Here is an 18,367-nt window from a genome sequence, read left to right on the forward strand (position 1 = left end):
GAAATACATGTCTCATTTCCTCGACCGGCTAACCTTCTTCCGAAAGAATGTCGGTCAGTTCTCGAACGGCCACGGCGTCGTCACCAGCGAGGATCGCTCCTGGGAGGATGGCTATCGCAAGCGCTGGCAACACGACAAGATCGTCCGCTCCACGCACGGCGTGAACTGCACGGGGTCGTGCTCGTGGAAGATCTACGTCAAGGGCGGCATCGTTACCTGGGAGACCCAGCAGACAGACTATCCGCGCACGCGGCCGGACCTGCCGAACCATGAGCCGCGCGGCTGCGCGCGCGGCGCTTCGTACAGCTGGTATCTCTATTCCGGCGCGCGGGTGAAATATCCGATGATCCGCGGCCGCCTCCTGAAGCTGTGGCGCAAGGCGAGGGCGACGATGTCGCCGGTCGCCGCCTGGGCCTCGATCGTGGAGGATGCCGAGAAGCGCAAATCCTACATTTCCATCCGCGGTCACGGCGGCTTCGTCCGGGCCAGCTGGGACGAAGTGACGGAGATTATTGCCGCCGCCAACGCCTATACGATCAAGGCGCACGGCCCGGACCGCATCATCGGCTTCTCGCCGATCCCGGCCATGTCGATGGTCTCCTATGCGGCAGGGGCGCGCTACCTGTCGCTGCTCGGCGGCGTCTGCATGTCCTTCTACGACTGGTACTGCGACCTGCCGCCGGCAAGCCCGCAGACCTGGGGCGAGCAGACCGACGTGCCCGAAAGCGCCGACTGGTACAATGCCGGTTTCATCATCGTCTGGGGTTCCAACGTACCGCAGACGCGCACGCCCGATGCCCATTTCTATACCGAGGTCCGCTACAAGGGCACCAAGAGCGCCGTCGTCAGCCCCGATTATGCCGAGGCGACGAAATTCGCCGATATCTGGCTCAATCCGAAGCAGGGGACCGATGCGGCGCTTGCGCTCGCCATGGGCCACGTCATCCTGCGGGAATATCATCTCGATCGGTCCGTTCCCTATTTCGACGACTATACACGTCGTTATACCGACATGCCGTTCCTGGTCCGGCTCGCCGAGCGGGACGGTCGTCTGGTTCCCGAACGCATGCTGCGGGCATCCGAACTGAAAGGCGCTCTCGGCGAAACCAACAACCCGGAATGGAAGGCCGTCGCGATCGACGAGGCGACGGACGAGCTGGTTTCTCCGCTGGGCTCGGTCGGCTACCGCTGGGGCGAACAGGCGAAATGGAACCTCGAGCAGAAGGACGGCCACGGCCGCGACATCTGTCTCAAGCTCTCGCTTGCGGGTGAAAACGTCGCGATCGAGGGCGTCGACTTCCCTTATTTCGGCGGCCGCGCCACCGAGCATTTCGTCTCGACCGCGCATGACGAGATCCTGACCCGCAACGTCCCCGTCCGCACCATCACCGATGCAGACGGCAAGCCGGTCAAGGTCGCCACCGTCTACGACCTGATGATGGCGAATTACGGCCTCGATCGCCGTTTCGGCGGCGCGAATGTCGCCCGCGATTATAACGACGACGTGCCGTTCACGCCGGCCTGGGCCGAGCGCATTACCGGCGTAAAGCGCGATGCGATCATCACGGTTGCCCGCGAGTTCGCCACCAATGCCGAAAAGACCAATGGCCGCTCGATGATCATCATCGGCGCCGGCATGAACCATTGGTACAACATGGACATGAACTACCGCGGCGTGATCAATCTCCTCGTCTTCTGCGGGGCGATCGGCCAGTCGGGCGGCGGTTGGTCCCACTATGTCGGCCAGGAGAAGCTCAGGCCACAAACCGGCTGGACGCCGCTTGCCTTCGCGCTCGACTGGGCGCGCCCGCCGCGCCACATGAATTCGACATCCTTCTTCTATGCCCATACCGATCAATGGCGCTACGAGACGCTGACCGCGGCCGAAATCCTGTCGCCGACCGCGCCGGAGGGCGATTGGGAAAACAGCTTCATCGATTACAACGTTCGCGCCGAACGCATGGGCTGGCTGCCCTCGGCACCGCAACTGAAGGCCAATCCGCTCTCGATCGCCGCCAAGGCGAAGGCAGCCGGCCTCGAGCCGAAGGATTATGTGGCCAAGGGGCTGAAGTCCGGCGAACTCGAGCTTTCCTGCGACGACCCCGACGATCCGGCAAACTGGCCGCGCAACATGTTCGTCTGGCGGTCGAACCTGCTTGGCTCCTCGGGCAAGGGGCACGAATATTTCCTCAAGCACCTGCTCGGCACCGAAAACGGCGTCATCGGCAAGGATCTCGGGGCAGAGGGTGCGGTTCGCAACAAGGAGGTCGCCTGGCATGACGAGGCGCCGCGCGGCAAGCTCGACCTGCTTGTGACGCTCGATTTCCGCATGTCGACCACCTGCGTCTATTCCGACATCGTCCTGCCGACCGCCACCTGGTACGAGAAGAACGATCTCAATACCTCCGACATGCACCCCTTCATCCATCCGCTGTCGGCAGCCGTCGATCCGGCCTGGGAGGCGCGTTCCGACTGGGAAATCTACAAGGGCATCGCCAAGGCCTTTTCGCGCATCGCACCGGAAGTGCTTGGCGTCGAGCAGGATGTCGTCCTCACGCCGATCCAGCATGATAGCCCCGGCGAGATGGCCCAGGCCTTCGACGTCAAGGATTGGAAGAAAGGTGAGATCGAGCCGATCCCCGGCCGCACCATGCCCTCGGTTGCGGTCATCGAGCGCGATTATCCGAATATCCATGCCCGCTACACCGCACTCGGGCCGTTGATGACCTCGGTCGGCAACGGCGGAAAGGGCATCAGCTGGAAGACCGAGCATGAGGTCGAAGCGCTCGGTGCCCTCAACGGCGTCCATTCGCAAGGCGCGGCAAAAGGCCTGCCGAAGATCGACACGGATATCGATGCGGCGGAGGTCATTCTGATGCTCGCCCCCGAGACCAACGGCGAAGTGGCGGTGAAGGCGTGGGATGCCCTGTCGAAGGCGACCGGCCGCGATCACACCCATCTCGCCATTCCCAAGGAAGACGAGAAGATCCGTTATCGCGACATCCAGGCGCAGCCGCGCAAGATCATCTCCTCGCCCACATGGTCGGGCATCGAGAGCGAGAAAGTCTGCTACAACGCCGGCTATACGAATGTCCACGAACTGATCCCCTGGCGCACGCTCACCGGCCGCCAGCAGCTCTATCAGGACCATCTTTGGATGCGGGCCTTCGGCGAAGGTTTCGTCACCTGGAAGCCGCCGGTCGATCTGAAGACGATCGGCGTCGTCAAGGACCGCCGCCCGAACGGCAACAAGGAAATCGTCCTCAACTTCCTGACGCCGCATCAGAAATGGGGCATTCACTCGACCTATACCGACAACCTGTTGATGCTGACCCTCAATCGCGGCGGTCCGGTCGTCTGGATCTCCGAGGTGGACGCCAAGTCGGCCGGCATCGTCGATAACGACTGGGTCGAGGTCTTCAACGCCAATGGCGCGCTCACGGCCCGCGCCGTCGTTTCCCAGCGCATCAAGCAGGGCATGATGCTGATGTATCACGCCCAGGAGAAGATCATAAACACGCCGGGCTCCGAGCTCACCGGCAACCGCGGCGGCATCCACAATTCGGTGACGCGCACCGTCCTGAAACCAACGCACATGATCGGCGGCTACGCCCAGCTCGCCTACGGCTTCAACTATTACGGAACCGTGGGGTCGAACCGCGACGAGTTCATCGTCGTGCGCAAAATGTCCAAGGTCGATTGGCTTGAGGAGCCGCTTTCAACCGATGCACCGAAGGAGGCTGCAGAATGAAGATCCGTGCCCAGATCGCAATGGTGCTGAACCTTGACAAGTGCATCGGCTGTCACACCTGCTCGGTGACCTGCAAGAACGTCTGGACCAGCCGCGAAGGCGTCGAATATGCCTGGTTCAACAATGTCGAAACCAAGCCCGGCGTCGGTTATCCCCGCGAATGGGAAAACCAGGAAAAGTGGAACGGCGGCTGGCGGCGCAGGCGCAACGGCACGATCGAGCCGAAGATCGGCGCAAAGTGGCGCGTCCTCGCCAATATCTTCGCCAATCCGGATCTGCCGGAAATCGACGATTATTACGAGCCTTTCACCTTCGACTACCAGCATCTGCATACGGCGGGCGAATCGAAGGCATTTCCGACCGCCCGGCCGCGCTCTGCTATTTCGGGCGAGCGTATCGAGAAGATCGAATGGGGTCCGAACTGGGAGGAGATCCTCGGCGGCGAATTCGAAAAGCGCTCGAAGGACGTGAATTTCGAGGGCGTCCAGAAGGACATCTACGGCCAGTTCGAAAACACCTTCATGATGTATCTGCCGCGGCTGTGCGAGCATTGCCTCAACCCGGCCTGCGTCGCCGTCTGTCCGTCGGGTGCCATCTACAAGCGCGAGGAGGACGGTATCGTTCTCATCGACCAGGACAAGTGCCGCGGCTGGCGCATGTGCGTTTCCGGCTGCCCCTACAAGAAAATCTACTACAACTGGTCGTCCGGCAAGTCGGAGAAGTGCATCTTCTGCTACCCGCGCATCGAGGTCGGCCAGCCGACCGTCTGCTCGGAAACCTGCGTCGGGCGCATCCGCTATCTCGGGGTTCTGCTCTACGATGCGGACCGTATCGAGGCTGCGGCCAGCGCGCCCGACGAGAAGGACCTCTACCAGGCGCAGCTCGATCTCTTCCTCGACCCGAAGGATCCCAAGGTGATCGCCCAGGCGCGCGCCGACGGTGTGCCGGAAGCCTGGATCGAGGCGGCAAAGACATCGCCGATCTGGAAGATGGCCATGGACTGGAAGGTCGCCTTCCCCCTCCATCCGGAATATCGCACCCTGCCGATGGTCTGGTACGTGCCGCCGCTTTCGCCGATCCAGTCGGCGGCCGCCGCCGGCAAGATGGGCCTCGACGGCGACATGCCGGACGTCCGCTCGCTGCGCATCCCGCTGCAATATCTTGCCAACCTGCTGACGGCGGGCAACGAGGAGCCGGTGGCCCTGGCGCTGGAGCGCATGCTTGCCATGCGCGGCTATATGCGCGCCAAGTCGATCGATGGCCGCATCGACGAAAGGATCGCCGAGAAGGTGGGGCTCACCGGCGCCGATATCGAGGACATGTACCGGGTCATGGCGATCGCCAACTACGAGGACCGTTTCGTCATCCCGACGGCACACCGCGAGTGGAGCGAGGACGCCTTTGACCTGCGCGGCTCCTGCGGCTTCTCTTTCGGCAATGGCTGCTCCGGCGGCACGAGCGAGACCAACCTCTTCGGCACGAAACAGGTCAAGAAGGCCTCCAATCCGATGGAGATCGCGTGATGGCCGAAAGCCGGGGAATTCTCACCTTCCGGGCGCTCTCGGCGCTTCTGACCTATCCGTCAGCCGAGCTCTGCGCCGGGGCGCCGGAGATTGCGGAGGCGATCGCTGCGGAGCGGCTGGTGCCGGCAGCCTCCGCAGCGGCGCTTCAGCCGCTGCTTGACGATCTCGGCTCGCGCGATCTCTTCGAGCTGCAGGAGCGTTATGTCGAGCTCTTCGACAGGACGCGGCGCCTCTCGCTGCATCTCTTCGAGCATGTGCATGGCGAGAGCCGCGATCGCGGCCAGGCGATGGTCGATCTTGCCGCGCTCTACGAGAGCGGCGGGCTGGTGCTGGCCGCCAACGAACTGCCGGATTATCTGCCGCTTTTCCTGGAATATCTGTCGACGCGACCGCTGGAGGAGGCTCTGAACCTCCTGTCCGAGACTGTCCACATCCTGGGGGCGCTGGAAGAGCGTCTTGCCGCACGCAATTCTCCCTATGCCGCCGTCCTGGCGGCAATCCGCGGCATGGCCGGTGTCTCGCTCACGGCGTCCGGCGACGACGACCTTCTCGATCCGGTGAGCGGCGACCTCGCCGCGCTCGATGCGGAATGGGAAGAAACGGCCGTCACCTTCGGCCCGGGAAGCGGCGCGATGGACGGATGTTCCACCGAGAGGCTTCAGACCCGCCTGCGCGCGGCCCATCGCGATGCACGCAGCAACCCGCTTTGAAAGGAGGACGACGATGTCTCAGATTATCAATTCCGCGCTCTTCGGCTGGTATCCCTATTTCTGCCTCACCGTCTTCCTGCTCGGCAGCCTGATCCGCTTCGATCGTGAGCAATATACCTGGAAGACCGGCTCCTCGCAGCTGCTCCGGCGAAAGCAGCTGCGCTGGGGTTCCAACCTCTTTCACATCGGCATCCTGGTGATCTTCATCGGCCATGCCGGTGGCCTGCTGACGCCGATCGTGATCTTCGATGCGCTCGGCATTCCGCACAGTTTCAAGCAGGGGCTGGCGATCGTCGTCGGCGGCCTGGCCGGTATCGCCTGCTTCATCGGCATATCGCTGCTTGCCCATCGCCGCTTCTTCGATCCGCGCATCCGCGCCACCTCGAGCTTCGGCGACATGGCGATCCTGCTCGTTCTCTGGGTGCAGCTGACGCTCGGCCTCTCCACCATCTTCGTCTCGCTCCACCATATGGACGGCCACGAGATGGTGAAGTTCATGAACTGGGCGCAGGGCATCCTGACCTTGCAGCCGGCCGCCGCCGCCTATGTCTCGGACGTCAACCCGATCTTCAAGCTGCATCTGCTGCTCGGCATGACGATCTTCCTGCTGTTTCCCTTCACGCGTCTGGTCCATGTCTGGAGCGCCCCGGTCTGGTATATCGGTCGCCCCGGCTATCAGGTCGTGCGCAGCCGCTTCAGCAGGCAACAGCTGGCCGCCCGTTCCTACCGGCATCCGGCGGAGTGACGGCCATGGTCTCGATCGTCATCGACCGCACCGGTACGCACGCCCGGACGGATCACGATCACCGGCATCAGCACGCGCCGGCTCGCTCTTCCGACCCGGTCATATTGCCGCCGGTGAGCGTCAACGGCGTGCCGATCTCCCGCAAGGAAATTGCCGCCGAGACGCAGAATTTTCCGGCGGTCAATCCGGGGGCGGCCTGGCACGCCGCAACACGGGCGCTCGTCATTCGCCACCTGCTTCTGGAGGAGGCGCGCCGACTTGGCATTGTCGCCGAGCCGCGGGCCGATGCGGACGGGCGGATCGAGACCGACGAGGATTCCTTGTTGCGTCTGCTCCTGGAGCGGGAAGTACAAACGCCGAAAGCGGACGAGGAAACGCTGCGGCGCTTCTACGAAAACAACCGCAAGCGCTTCCTGACCCCGCCGCTGTTCGAGGCGGACCATATCCTGATCGCCGGAAGGCGGGAGGATGTGGCCGCTTTCGCACAAGCGCGGGAGCGGGCGGCTTCGCTTGCGGCCGTCCTGATGCGGCAGCCCGAGCGGTTTGCGGATCTCGCCAGGGATTGTTCCGATTGCCCTTCGCGGGAAGTCGGCGGCAGCCTCGGCCAGATCAGCATCGGGGACACGACGCCGGAATTCGAGACGGCGCTGTCCGGCCTCGCCGAGGGTGAAATATCCGGCCCTGTCGAAACCCGCTACGGCGTCCACCTCATCCGGCTGGCGCGGAAGATCGAAGGCTCGCTTTTGCCGTTCGAGGCGGTCAGGGGCCGGATCGCCAGCTATCTGGAGGAGCATGTCCGCCGGCAGGCGACGGCTCAGTATATTTCGCTGCTGATCGGCCGTGCCGATATACGGGGCATCGTGCTTGACGGTGCCGCAACCCCTCTGGTGCAATAGGGAGATGTCATGTTCGGAGCTCTCATAGCCTCGCTCGACAATCCGCAGGCCATGGCCGCACTGATCGGTGTGCTCGGCATGGAAGGCCTGGACGAACGGCTCGAAAAGGCTGCGGCCGCCGAAGCCATGGAACCGGCCGACTATCTCGCCGCCGTCGTCCGCTCCTTCCTCGAAACGGCGTCGGACGACGATTTCGTCCAGCTGGTCGGCATCATGAATCGGGCCGAAGATCCGGGGCTTGCCGCCGTTCGTTCCATCCTGCGCAAGACCGTGATGGAGCAGGGAACGTTGTGACGATGCCTGCCCGCTTCTCTTCCTCCTGCTTCGATCCCCGACCGGCGACCGTATCATTCGAGGCGGCACGCCGTGCCGCCGCCGCACTCGCCCGCCCGCTCGACCTGCTGGAAGAGGTGCCGCTGGCTCGGGCGACCGGGCGAATCCTGGCTGCGCCGATCGCGGCGCCGTTGTCCCTCCCGCCCTTCGACCAGGCGGCGATGGACGGATATGCCCTCTGCCTGGCAGGCAAGGACGCCATACCCGCGGTCCTGCCGGTATCGGGTCGCACGCAGGCCGGCGATCGGCCGGGCGTGCTTGTCGCGGGCACGGCCCGACGCATCATGACGGGTGCGCCACTCCCAACCGGCGCCGACACCGTCGCGACGCAGGAACAGGTGGCGCGCAGAGGCGACCTTGCCCAGTTCGGGCCGGGTCTCAAGCGGGGCGCCAATGTCCGAAGGGCAGGGGAAGACGTCACGCAGGGAGCGGTCGTTCTCGAAAAGGGCGACGCTCTCGGCTGGAAGGAAATTGCCCTTCTCGCCGCCCTCGGGATCGCTGCCGTCCCCGTTGTTCGTCCGCTCAGGGTTGCCATTATCACCACCGGTTCCGAGCTTCACGCGGCCGGCCGGTCGCTGCCGCCCGGCGCGATCTACGACTGCAACGGTCCGATGCTTGCGGCACTCCTGGCCGGGCCGAACACGCATATCATATCGCGGTCGGTTCCAGACGATCCGGTAGCGATCACCCGCGCGCTCGAGGAGGCCCGCCGGACGGCCGACATGGTAATCACGACCGCCGGCATGTCGGTCGGCGAGGAAGACCATGTGCGCGATGCCGTCGAGCGGGCCGGCGGGCGGCTCGAGGTGATGAAAGTGGCGATGAAGCCGGGCAAGCCGCTGGCTTTCGGCATGCTTGCAGGGGCGCTCTTCGTCGGCCTGCCGGGCAATCCGCAGGCTGCCGCCTTCGCAGCGCTTGCCTTCGTCCGCCCCATGACGAGGGCTCTGCTCGGTCAGGCGCCTGCCCGGCAGATGATGGCGGAGACAGGCTTTGCCCTTGCCGGCAAGCCGGATCGGACGGAGCTGCTGCCGGTGCGCCTGAGCGTCGAGCACGGCCGCCTGATCGCACATCGCAGCGGACCGGAGGGCTCGCACCGGATGATGACGATGGCATGCGCCGATGCGGTCGTCGTTGCGCCCGCTGCTCCGGCCCCTCTGCCGGCAGGCACGATCCTTGAGGTCCTGCCATTCGATCAAGGCTCTTTCGGCCGGTGCGCGACGTGACGCCCACCCGCTCGACAGGCGCCGATTTCTGTTTGAAGGAGACGTGCATGCACACCGCTCACCCGGAACACCCGATCACCGCGATCGTCTATCCGAAGGGCTCGGATTTCGAAGCCTTTCTTCAGGAGGTCACGGTCAAGCTGGCCGCACAGGGCCTGCGGCTCGCCGGGCTCGTTCAGCACAGCCGGCCGAAGCCCGGCCGGACGAAATGCGACATGTACCTGCGCGATCTTTCAAGCGGCGAAACCAGGGCGATCTCCGATGATCGCGGTCCCCATGCCAGCGGATGCGTGCTGAACACCGGCCGGCTGCTGGATGCGTGCGAGGCCGCGGAAGCCGGCCTGTCCGGCCAGACGGATCTGCTCGTCCTTTGCAAGTTCGGGAAGACAGAAGCGGAGGGCGGTGGTTTCCGGTCGCTGATCGCCCGGGCGCTGGAGCTTTCGGTTCCGGTCCTGATCGGGGTTCCGGAGATCAACCTGGTGCCGTTTCGGGAATTCGCGACAGGGCTTTTCCGGGAGATCGAATTATCTGACCTCGTCTGCGACCTGTCGGCCGCTACAGAAAGACTGCGTCCCGCGCCCCGGCCGTCGGCCGAGGCGGTCGCGGCCGTTGCATGAAAGGTGGATGATGGACGATGTGGCGATCGCTCGTGCCCTGCATGTCCTTGCCGTCATCCACTGGATCGGCGGCCTGAGCTTCGTGACCCTGGTCATTTTGCCGCTCGTCCGATCGGGGCGGACCGGCGAAGAGGCGCAGTTGCTGTTTGAAAGGGTCGAGCGGCATTTTTCCGCACAGGTTCGCGTCTCCGTTCCGCTTGCCGGCGCAACGGGTCTCTGGATGGCCTACAGGATGGAGCTCTGGGATCGTTTCGCCGATCCTGACTTCTGGTGGATGCCGGCGATGTTCGGCACATGGCTCATCTTCATGCTCATGCTGTTTGTGATCGAGCCGCTCTTCCATGGGAAATTCGCAAAGAGAGCGCGTCAGGACGCCGGAGCCGTTTTCCGCCGCGTCAGCCGCCTGCACGAATTCCTGCTGTTGCTTGCGGCCATCACCGCCTTCGGTGCTGTTGCCGGATCGCATGGCTTCAGTTTTTTCTGACGCCGAATTGCGTCACGAATTCCAACCGGAGGTTTGATACAGATGGTCCGCATCGGGATCCTCACAATATCCGACCGCGCGAGCCGCGGTGAATATGCCGACCTTTCGGGACCGGCAATTCGTGCCTGGCTTGAACGGGCGATCGTCTCGCCCTGGTCGGCCGTTGCGAAAACCATACCCGACGGCTTCGAGAGCGTGCGCGGCACGCTGGTCGATTTCTGCGATCGCGACCGGCTCGACCTCGTTCTGACAACAGGCGGCACCGGTCCTGCGCCCCGCGACGAGACGCCGGAAGCGATGCGCAGCGTCATCGACAAGGAACTGCCGGGATTCGGGGAGGCCATGCGCCGGGCAAGCTTCGAGGCCGTGCCGACGGCAATCCTGTCGCGACAGTCGGCCGGCACGCGTGGCAGCACCCTGATCATCAACCTGCCCGGAAAGCCTTCATCGATCGATCTCTGCCTGAATACCGTGTTCGGCGCCGTTCCCTATTGCCTTGATCTGATCGGGGCCGGTCGCATCGAGACCGATCCGGCGTTCATCGGCGCTTTTCGGCCGCAGTGAAGCCGACCGCTTGCCCGGCTGGATGCCGTGGCCATCGGCCAGCGCGACATCTTGGCGTTGAAATGCCGCTCTTATCCGCTCATCGTTCCGAGATAGGCAAGCAGGCAGACTGCAGACAGGCAGGTCATCGGCGGCCTTGCCAAGCGACAGATCCCGATGAGCGCGCCGGCGAGAAGGCCCGATGCCAGGATCGCGCTTGCAATGGCCGGGCTGTGATGCTGGTAGGCGAGCCCCGCGCCCGAGATGACGATGGTCGATGCAACGCTAGTCGCGACGGAGAACTGAACCGCGATGGAAGTGCCGCGGGCGAAGATCAGAATGAACTGGTTCCAGCTGAAAGCGATGGAGAGGGCGAGAGCGGCGCCCCTGACGAGAGCAAGCATCGTCATGTTCGCGGTCGGGCAGCGCAGGCCGCCCTCCGGTTCATGCCGCATCGATAAATGGTCGTTCCAAGCCGCATTTCGTTGCCCGCCATAGTGTCCGTCGCAACTTATGTGCCAGAGGATGGACGGCCGGAACGTGCTGCAGCGCAAATCCCGCGCAGATTGATCTGGTCTGGACGCTGCGCCGGGCGAAGGTCGGGGCCGCGTTCCGGTCGTGCTATTGACGTGCCGGAAGCCGTTGATGGCGGATGCCGGCAAGATGGCAGCCGGCCCCGGGGAAATCTGGCGGATCAGATCCGTGTCACGGATAGGGCTCGGCCGGCCATTATCGCGATAATGGCGGCGGCGAAGGAAAAGACGGCACCCATCTTCGCCGCATCCTGGATGTTGCCGGCAGGAAAGGCGACGCCAGCGACGAACAGCGAAACCGTGAAGCCGATTGCCGCGACGCAGCCGAGGACGACGAGATCTCTAAAATTCATGCCCGCCGGCAGCCCGAAGCCCAGGACCCTTGCCGCGATCCAGCCCAGGCATGCGATCCCAAGCGGTTTTCCGATGATAAGCCCGGCGGCCACGAGTAAGGTCGGCTCCCCGATGGCGGAGAACTCGACGCCGGCATTTACCAGGCCGAAGAGGAAAAGCACGATTTGAACGGGACCTTTGAGCGCATGTTCGATCACGTTCAAGAGATCGGTCTGCCTTGTCTCGTCTTCCGCGAACATGCCGAACTCGATGTCTGAATGCGGTATGGCGGGGATGACTGGCAACAGGCCGAGCGCCGGATGGATGCCTGCCTGATGAAAACCGTACCAGCTGATCGCGCCGGCAAGCGCGAAGGGCCAGAACGAGAGGTGCTTGCGCCACGCGGTCGTGACCGGCCTTTCCGGCCGGCCGGCGTCAAGCATCCGCGGCATGCGGTTGGCCACGAGATAGGCGCAGAGCGCCGCGCCGGCCGACAGCAGAAGCCATGCGGGCGCCAGATCGCCCTGAGGATAGAAGACGGCAAGGATGATCAGCCCTGCAGCGTCGTCGGCAATTGCAAGCAGCAGGAGGAAGGTGACGGCGGGATGCCGGCCTCCGAAGATGAACCGGCCGACGAGATAGGAAAAGGCGATATCGGTCGCGGTCGGAATTGCCCAGCCGCTGGCGAACACGGCGATCTTTCCGAGCATTGCTGCTCCCGACAGATAGATCACGACCGGGCCGAGCATGCCGCCGGCCGTCGCGATCAACGGCGTCAACGCCTTCTTGCCCCGAAGCGCGCCGTTTCTGAGTGCGACCGCTTCCCAGACCTCCTTGCCGGCCAAGGCAAAGAAGAGGGCCATGAGGATGTCGTTGACGAAGAAATGGATGCTGACGACCCGCGAAGACGTACCGGCGGGCGTGGTGACGACCTCTCCGACCGGCGCCCCCTGCCACAAAGGATGGTCTACGAGCGCATGGTAGCTGGAGGGGAGAATATTTGCCCAGATGAGAGCGCAGACGGCGCCGGCGATAAGGAGGAAGGAATATTCCTCCAGCTGCTTCCAGACGCGATACATGGATTGTCCCGTTTCAAGGTTCCGCTGCCGCAAAGCAGCCGACAACGAGGGAGCCGGGCGAACCCGGCTCCATGGCAGATCACTTCTTGGCCGCCTGAGCGGCATACATGTAGCTGTCGTAGCTGTATTCGGCGACGCGGAACCATTCGAAGCTTTCGTCGCGGAATTTCTTCCAGGCCGGATAGATCTTCGCCCAGGCCGGGTGTTTCTGGCTGTATTCGCCATAGAGTTCGAACGAGGCCTTGTAGGCCGCATCCATCACGTCGCGGGGGAGCGGACGCAGCTTGACGCCCTTTCCGACGAGCGAACGGATGGCAGCCGTGTTCTTGACGTCGTAGAGCGCCTGCATGTTGACGTTCGCCGCCTTGCAGGCGGTGTCGAGCGCTGCCTTGTACGTGTCCGGCAGGCCCTCGTACTGTGCCTTGTTGATGAAGAAGTGGATCGTCAGACCGCCTTCCCAATAGGCCGGGTAGTAGTAGTTCGGGGCAATCTGGTAGAAGCCGAGCTTCTCGTCGTCGTAAGGACCGATCCACTCGGCCGCGTCGATGGTGCCGCGTTCAAGCGCGGGATAGATATCGCCGCCCGGAAGCTGCTGCGGCACGACGCCGAGGCGCGACATAACCTCGCCGGCGACACCCGCGATGCGCATCTTGACGCCCTTCAGGTCTGCGACGGACTTGATCTCCTTGCGGAACCAGCCGCCCATCTGGGCGCCTGTCGCCCCACCGGGAATGCCGACGACGCCATAGTCTGCGAGGAATTCATTGTAGGCTTCGTTTCCGCCGCCGTGATAGAGCCAGGCATTCTGCTGGCGGCCATTGAGGCCGAAGGGAATGGTGGAGCCGATGGCGAATGTCGGATCCTTGCCGGTGAAATAATAGCCGCAGGTATGGGCAAGCTCGACGGTGTTCGACTTGACGGCGTCGATCGCCTGCGCGCCCGGTACAAGCTCGCCTGCCTGGAAGACCTGGATCTGGAACCTGCCCTCGGTGATCTTGTTCAGCGCATCGGCCATGACCACGGCACCGCCGTAGATCGTGTCGAGGTTGTTCGGGAAGCCCGATGTCAGGCGCCAGCGCAGCGTCGGCGCGCTCTGGGCAATGGCCGGGGCGGCAAGCGAAGCGCCGGCGACGGTGGCAGCGCCTGCCAGCGCGCCTTTGGTCAGAAAGCCTCTGCGGCCGATCTCTTTCGTCATGGTTTTCCTCCTCTGTGGATTGGTACTGCCGCGCGATGCGGCAGCGATCTGGGTGAAAGTCAGGGATTTGATCCGTTCTGTTCCGGGGAGCCGAAGCTTGGCGTCGGCGATCCGAAATCGGGTGCCGGGGCGTCGAAGGCCGGCGGGGAGGCCTCGCCTTCCGAGGGCTCCGCTCCGAAGGGAGCGGCGGGTGTGCCGAAGGGATTGGCTCCATCCTCGCCCGGCATGGGCACGTTCAGCTCGATCGTCGACGGATCGACGGCAACCCGGCCTGACTTGTAGTGCGTCACGAGCTGCGGGAAGGCGATGACGATGATGACCATGGCGAGCTGGATGCCGAGATAGGGCAGGGAACCCATATAGATCTGGCCGGAAGTGACAGGCTGGATCGTCTCGCCGGTCACGCGGTCCTTATAGGCCCTGCTCGGGGCGACCGACCGCAGGTAAAACAGCGAGAAGCCGAAGGGCGGATGCATGAACGAGGTCTGCATGTTGATCGCCAGCATCACGCCGAACCAGATCAGATCGATGCCGAGGCTGTCGGCGACCGGTGCCAGCAGCGGAATGATGATGAAGGCCAGCTCGAAATAGTCGAGGAAGAAGGCCAGGAAGAACACCAGCAGGTTGGCGACGATGAGGAAGCCGACCTCGCCGCCGGGGATCGAGGTCATCAGATGCTCGACCCAGACGTGGCCGTTGACGCCATAGAAGGTGAGCGAGAAGACGCGCGCGCCGAGCAGGATGAAGATCACGAACGAGGACAGCTTTGCCGTCGCATAGAGGGCCGACTTGATCATCGCCAGATCGAGACGGCGGTTGATGGCAGCGAGCACGAGGGCGCCGACCGCGCCCATGGCGCCGCCCTCCGTCGGCGTCGCAAGACCGATGAAGATGGTGCCGAGAACGAGAAAGATCAGAACCAGCGGCGGGACGAGCGAGATGACGACTCGCTGCAGCAGCTTCCAGCCCTTCAGCGTACGTGCTGCGGCAGGCAGCGCCGGCACGCTCGGCGGGCGAATGATCGACATCGTGATGATGTAAAGCGCGTAGGCGGCCACGAGCAGGAGGCCCGGAACCAGGGCGCCCTTGTACATGTCGCCGACGGACCGGCCGAGCTGGTCGGCGAGGATGATGAGGACGAGGCTTGGCGGAATGATCTGCGCCAGAGTGCCGGAAGCCGCGATCGTGCCGGCGGCGACGCTACGGTCGTAGCCGTAGCGCAGCATGATCGGCAGCGAGATCAGCCCCATCGAGATGACCGACGCAGCCACGACGCCGGTGGTTGCTGCAAGGATCGCGCCGACGAAGATGACTGCGAAGGCGAGGCCGCCGCGAACCGGGCCGAAGAGCTGTCCGATCGTATCGAGCAGGTCCTCGGCCATGCCGCTTCGTTCCAGTATCAGCCCCATGAAGGTGAAGAACGGGATCGCAAGCAGCGTTTCGTTCGACATCTGCCCGAAGATGCGGTCCGGGATCGCGCCGAACAGATTGACAGGCAGAAGGCCCATTTCGATGCCGATGAAGCCGAAGATGAAGCCGACGAAGGCGAGTGCGAAGGCTACCGGGTAGCCGAGCAGCAGCACGACGATCAGCGACAGGAACATGATCGGCGCGAGGTTTTCCGCGAAGAATGCAAACATGATGGTGATCCCGGCCTTAGAGGGTCTGTGCTTCGGCGTCGGCGATCGCGATCGCGTCGGGCAAGTCGCCACGAAGGATGGCGATCCGCTTGATGAGTTCAGAGACGCCCTGGAGGGTAAGGAGCCCGAAGCCGAGCGGGATCATCGCCCAGACCGGCCAGAGGATGAGCCCGCCGGTGTTGTTGGATATTTCCCCGGTCGAAAACTTCTCGAGCACCGTCGGCCAGGAGAGGTAGATGGTGATGAGGCAGAACGGGAACAGGAAGAAGATCGTGCCGAGGACTTCGATCCACAGCTGGGCGCGGCGCGAGAGCCGGCCATAGACCAGATCCACCTTGACATGTTCGTTGCTCATCAGGGTCCATGCCGCCGCGACCAGGAAGGCGGCGGAGAACAGGTACCATTGCGCTTCCAGCCACGCGTTCGAACTCAGATTGAAGAGCTTGCGTGTCGTCGCGTTGACGGCGCTGATCAGCACTGCCAGCAGAAGAAGCCAGGAAACAGCTTTCCCGAAAAAGGTATTGATCGCGTCTATCGCCCGCGAAAGCGCCAGAAGTCCGGCCATGAAAGTCCTCCCGAGACCGCTTGGAGCGGCCGCCATGGAGACCTACGGATTGCGGTTTGGGCGCGCAATACGAGAAAAACGCAATCGTCCGAGCCCTACCCAGTAGTGGGTAGGGTGATCAATCCATGCGCACGAGCCCGTGTTCGATGGCAATCCGCGTCAGTTCGGCGGTCGTGGACAGGCCGAGCTTTCGCTTGATCGTCTTGCGATGCGTCTCGATGGTGGCGACCGACAGATCGAGCAGCCCGGCAATATCCCTGTTGCTGCGGCCGGCGGCAAGCAGAGCCAGGATCTCGCGCTCCCGTGGCGTCAGCGGCAACGGCTCGCTCGTCTCCTTTTGCTTTCGCTGCAGGAGAACGTCCGATACGCCGGTCGAAAAGAAGGTGCCGCCGGCGGCGACAGTCTCGATCGCTGCGACGATTTCCTCATTGGGAACGTCCTTGAGGATGTAGCCGGATGCGCCTCTGAGGACAGAGGCCGAGATATATTCGCGGCTGTCATGCATGGACAGCATCAGCACCCTGGTCGACGGGACCGTGCTTTTGAACAGTTCGATCGCATCGATGCCGTTGATCTGGGGCATGTTGATATCCAGCAAGACGATATCAGGCCTTTCGGCCGCCGCAATCTCCAGACCCTGCGCCACCGCCGCGGCCGTGCCGACGACCCTTATGTGCTCGTAGGTTTCCAGAATCGCCCGCAGACCTTCCAGCACCAACGGATGGTTATCGATGAGAATGACTGATATCGGCGGATCGTTGCTCATGCTGCCTTCGGAGCCGACATTGCCGCGTTTGCCGACTTCGGGAACATCGCCGTGAGCGTCGTGCCTTTGTCGTTGCTCTGTATGAGCAATATTCCCCGGAAATGCGCCATTCGTTCCTGCATGTTCCTGAGACCCAACCCACCGGAATAGCCGGCACTTCCCGCTCTCGCATCCTTGACGAAGCCGTTTCCATTGTCGGAGATCGACATTCGAACGCGTCCCTTCGTGCTCCACATCCTGATTGCGACCTGCGAGGCGCCGGCATGCCGCTCGATATTGGCGAGCGCCTCCTGGGCGATGCGGTAAAGGGCGGTATTGGCTTCCGGCCTGAGCGTGTCGGGGCTGGATGATTCGACCGAAACCGGGATCCCGGTTCTCTCCTCAAAGTGACTGCCGAGCGAAGTCAGCGCGGCCGTCAGCCCAAGATCGTCGAGAACGCGCGGCCGCAATTCGTGCGAAAGTTCCCGGACTTCCTTGATGGCACCGTTCAGCGCATCGATCCCGCGGTCGATGGCCGCAGAGGCGTCGGCGGCGCTCGCCTTGACTTTTCGGGCGGCCAGATCGAACGCGTAGCGCACGCCAACCAGGTTTTGCGAGACGCCATCATGCAGTTCCCGGGCAAGCCTTGTGCGTTCCTCCTCCTGCGTATCGATGATCCGTTGCGTCAGCAGTTTCAGCTTCCCGTCCGCCATGCGCCGTTCGTGAAGGGTGATCCACATGCAGGTGGCGAAGACAAGGAGAACCGAAGGGACGGCAATCAGGGTGACGATGACGAACGTGCGCCGGATGCTGTTCCTCAAGCCGGCCTTGGCCGTTTCCGTCTGCGCAAAGACATCGTCGAGATAGACCCCCGTGCCGATCATCCAGCGCCACTTGTCGAGCCCGGCGGCGAAAGACAGCTTGTCCGCCATCGCTCCCGAAGACGGCTTTTCCCATTTGTACTGGTGCAGTCCGCCGCCTTCCTTGGCCTTCGCAATCAGGTTGGCAATTACCTGGTCGCCGTCCGGATCGACCAGGTCGAGCCAGTTGCGGCCCGGACGAAACGACTGGCGGGGGTGGACGATGCTGTTGCCGTCATAGTCGTAGACGAAGAAATATCCGTCCTGCCCATAGTCGAGCGAGGTGAGGATCTGCCTTACCCGCTCTTTCGCGCCCTCGTCGTCGGCGTCCGCATTGTCATAGACATCCTTGATCGCCGAGAGAGCGAGATTTGTAAGATTGAGCAGCTCGGTTTCCTTGGCGTCCAGCATGTTGCGTTCAAACGTGGCGATGCTGCTCTGCGCCAATGTCGATGACTGCCACGTCGTGAAGGCCGTTATCAGGGTGATCGCGACGACAAGTGGCAGGACGGCAAGCGCCAGGATCTGGTGACGAAGTTGCAAGATTACACCCTTTCGTGAAGGGGCAAGCTTAGTCCGATGTAACGGCGCA

At 63.3% G+C, this 18,367-nt stretch carries 17 protein-coding genes; 10 read left to right on the forward strand and 7 right to left on the reverse strand.

Annotated features, from left to right (window positions below; genetic code table 11):
- Positions 1-7 precede the first annotated feature (7 nt).
- The 10 genes from ACU8HS_RS26025 to mog are packed head-to-tail and all read left to right on the forward strand — an operon-like array spanning position 8 to position 10,846.
- A complete protein-coding gene (locus ACU8HS_RS26025; RefSeq protein WP_447016014.1) occupies positions 8-3,751 on the forward strand; it encodes a nitrate reductase subunit alpha in 3,744 nt (1,247 codons plus the stop codon).
- Positions 3,748-5,274 (forward strand): nitrate reductase subunit beta, encoded by a 1,527-nt coding sequence (gene narH / locus ACU8HS_RS26030; protein ID WP_447016015.1) that lies wholly within the window; start codon positions 3,748-3,750, stop codon positions 5,272-5,274. The genes ACU8HS_RS26025 and narH overlap by 4 nt, the downstream gene beginning before the upstream one ends.
- Positions 5,274-5,984, forward strand: a complete 711-nt coding sequence (gene narJ / locus ACU8HS_RS26035) for a nitrate reductase molybdenum cofactor assembly chaperone (protein ID WP_447016016.1) — start codon at positions 5,274-5,276, stop codon at positions 5,982-5,984. Before narH ends, narJ begins: the two co-directional genes overlap by 1 nt.
- Positions 5,985-5,997: 13 nt before the next feature.
- Positions 5,998-6,729, forward strand: a complete 732-nt coding sequence (gene narI, locus ACU8HS_RS26040; RefSeq protein ID WP_112757570.1) for a respiratory nitrate reductase subunit gamma — start codon at positions 5,998-6,000, stop codon at positions 6,727-6,729.
- A gap of 5 nt (positions 6,730-6,734) precedes the next feature.
- Positions 6,735-7,625 carry a peptidylprolyl isomerase gene (locus tag ACU8HS_RS26045; protein WP_447016017.1) on the forward strand — a complete coding sequence of 297 codons (891 nt, stop codon included), beginning with the start codon at positions 6,735-6,737 and terminating at the stop codon, positions 7,623-7,625.
- Between the two features lie 9 nt (positions 7,626-7,634).
- Entirely contained in the window at positions 7,635-7,919 is a 285-nt protein-coding gene (locus ACU8HS_RS26050; RefSeq protein WP_112569854.1) for a hypothetical protein, read from the forward strand.
- 2 nt (positions 7,920-7,921) lie between these two features.
- The gene (locus ACU8HS_RS26055) at positions 7,922-9,181 is read left to right on the forward strand and encodes a molybdopterin molybdotransferase MoeA (protein ID WP_447016467.1); all 1,260 of its coding nucleotides are present in this window, start codon (positions 7,922-7,924) and stop codon (positions 9,179-9,181) included.
- The gene (locus tag ACU8HS_RS26060) at positions 9,169-9,798 is read left to right on the forward strand and encodes a DUF2478 domain-containing protein (protein WP_447016018.1); all 630 of its coding nucleotides are present in this window, start codon (positions 9,169-9,171) and stop codon (positions 9,796-9,798) included. Before ACU8HS_RS26055 ends, ACU8HS_RS26060 begins: the two co-directional genes overlap by 13 nt.
- 7 nt (positions 9,799-9,805) lie before the next feature.
- On the forward strand, positions 9,806-10,282 hold the full coding sequence (locus ACU8HS_RS26065; protein ID WP_377311903.1) for a hypothetical protein: 477 nt from the start codon (positions 9,806-9,808) through the stop codon (positions 10,280-10,282).
- A 42-nt stretch (positions 10,283-10,324) separates the two neighbouring features.
- A complete protein-coding gene (gene mog, locus ACU8HS_RS26070; protein WP_112705144.1) occupies positions 10,325-10,846 on the forward strand; it encodes a molybdopterin adenylyltransferase in 522 nt (173 codons plus the stop codon).
- Between the two features lie 71 nt (positions 10,847-10,917).
- Here mog and ACU8HS_RS26075 read toward each other — a convergent pair whose 3' ends face one another.
- From ACU8HS_RS26075 to mctS, 7 genes are all read right to left on the reverse strand, one after another.
- Positions 10,918-11,235, reverse strand: a complete 318-nt coding sequence (locus ACU8HS_RS26075) for a hypothetical protein (RefSeq protein ID WP_162719001.1) — start codon at positions 11,233-11,235, stop codon at positions 10,918-10,920.
- 284 nt (positions 11,236-11,519) lie between these two features.
- Positions 11,520-12,770: a Na+/H+ antiporter NhaA gene (locus ACU8HS_RS26080; RefSeq protein ID WP_447016019.1), complete on the reverse strand. Its 1,251-nt coding sequence runs from the start codon at positions 12,768-12,770 to the stop codon at positions 11,520-11,522.
- 79 nt (positions 12,771-12,849) lie between these two features.
- Complete coding sequence (locus tag ACU8HS_RS26085) at positions 12,850-13,965, reverse strand: TRAP transporter substrate-binding protein (RefSeq protein ID WP_112569866.1); 1,116 nt, start codon at positions 13,963-13,965, stop codon at positions 12,850-12,852.
- A 59-nt stretch (positions 13,966-14,024) separates the two neighbouring features.
- Positions 14,025-15,605 carry a TRAP transporter large permease subunit gene (locus ACU8HS_RS26090; protein ID WP_112569868.1) on the reverse strand — a complete coding sequence of 527 codons (1,581 nt, stop codon included), beginning with the start codon at positions 15,603-15,605 and terminating at the stop codon, positions 14,025-14,027.
- 16 nt (positions 15,606-15,621) lie between these two features.
- Complete coding sequence (locus ACU8HS_RS26095) at positions 15,622-16,170, reverse strand: TRAP transporter small permease subunit (RefSeq protein ID WP_112569870.1); 549 nt, start codon at positions 16,168-16,170, stop codon at positions 15,622-15,624.
- 118 nt (positions 16,171-16,288) lie between these two features.
- Positions 16,289-16,936 (reverse strand): two-component system response regulator MctR, encoded by a 648-nt coding sequence (locus tag ACU8HS_RS26100; protein WP_112569872.1) that lies wholly within the window; start codon positions 16,934-16,936, stop codon positions 16,289-16,291.
- Positions 16,933-18,318 (reverse strand): two-component system sensor histidine kinase MctS, encoded by a 1,386-nt coding sequence (gene mctS / locus ACU8HS_RS26105; RefSeq protein ID WP_447016020.1) that lies wholly within the window; start codon positions 18,316-18,318, stop codon positions 16,933-16,935. The genes ACU8HS_RS26100 and mctS overlap by 4 nt, the downstream gene beginning before the upstream one ends.
- Between the last annotated feature and the right edge of the window lie 49 nt (positions 18,319-18,367).

The sequence above is a fragment of the Rhizobium sp. KDH_Rht_773_N genome (genome assembly GCF_052946295.1).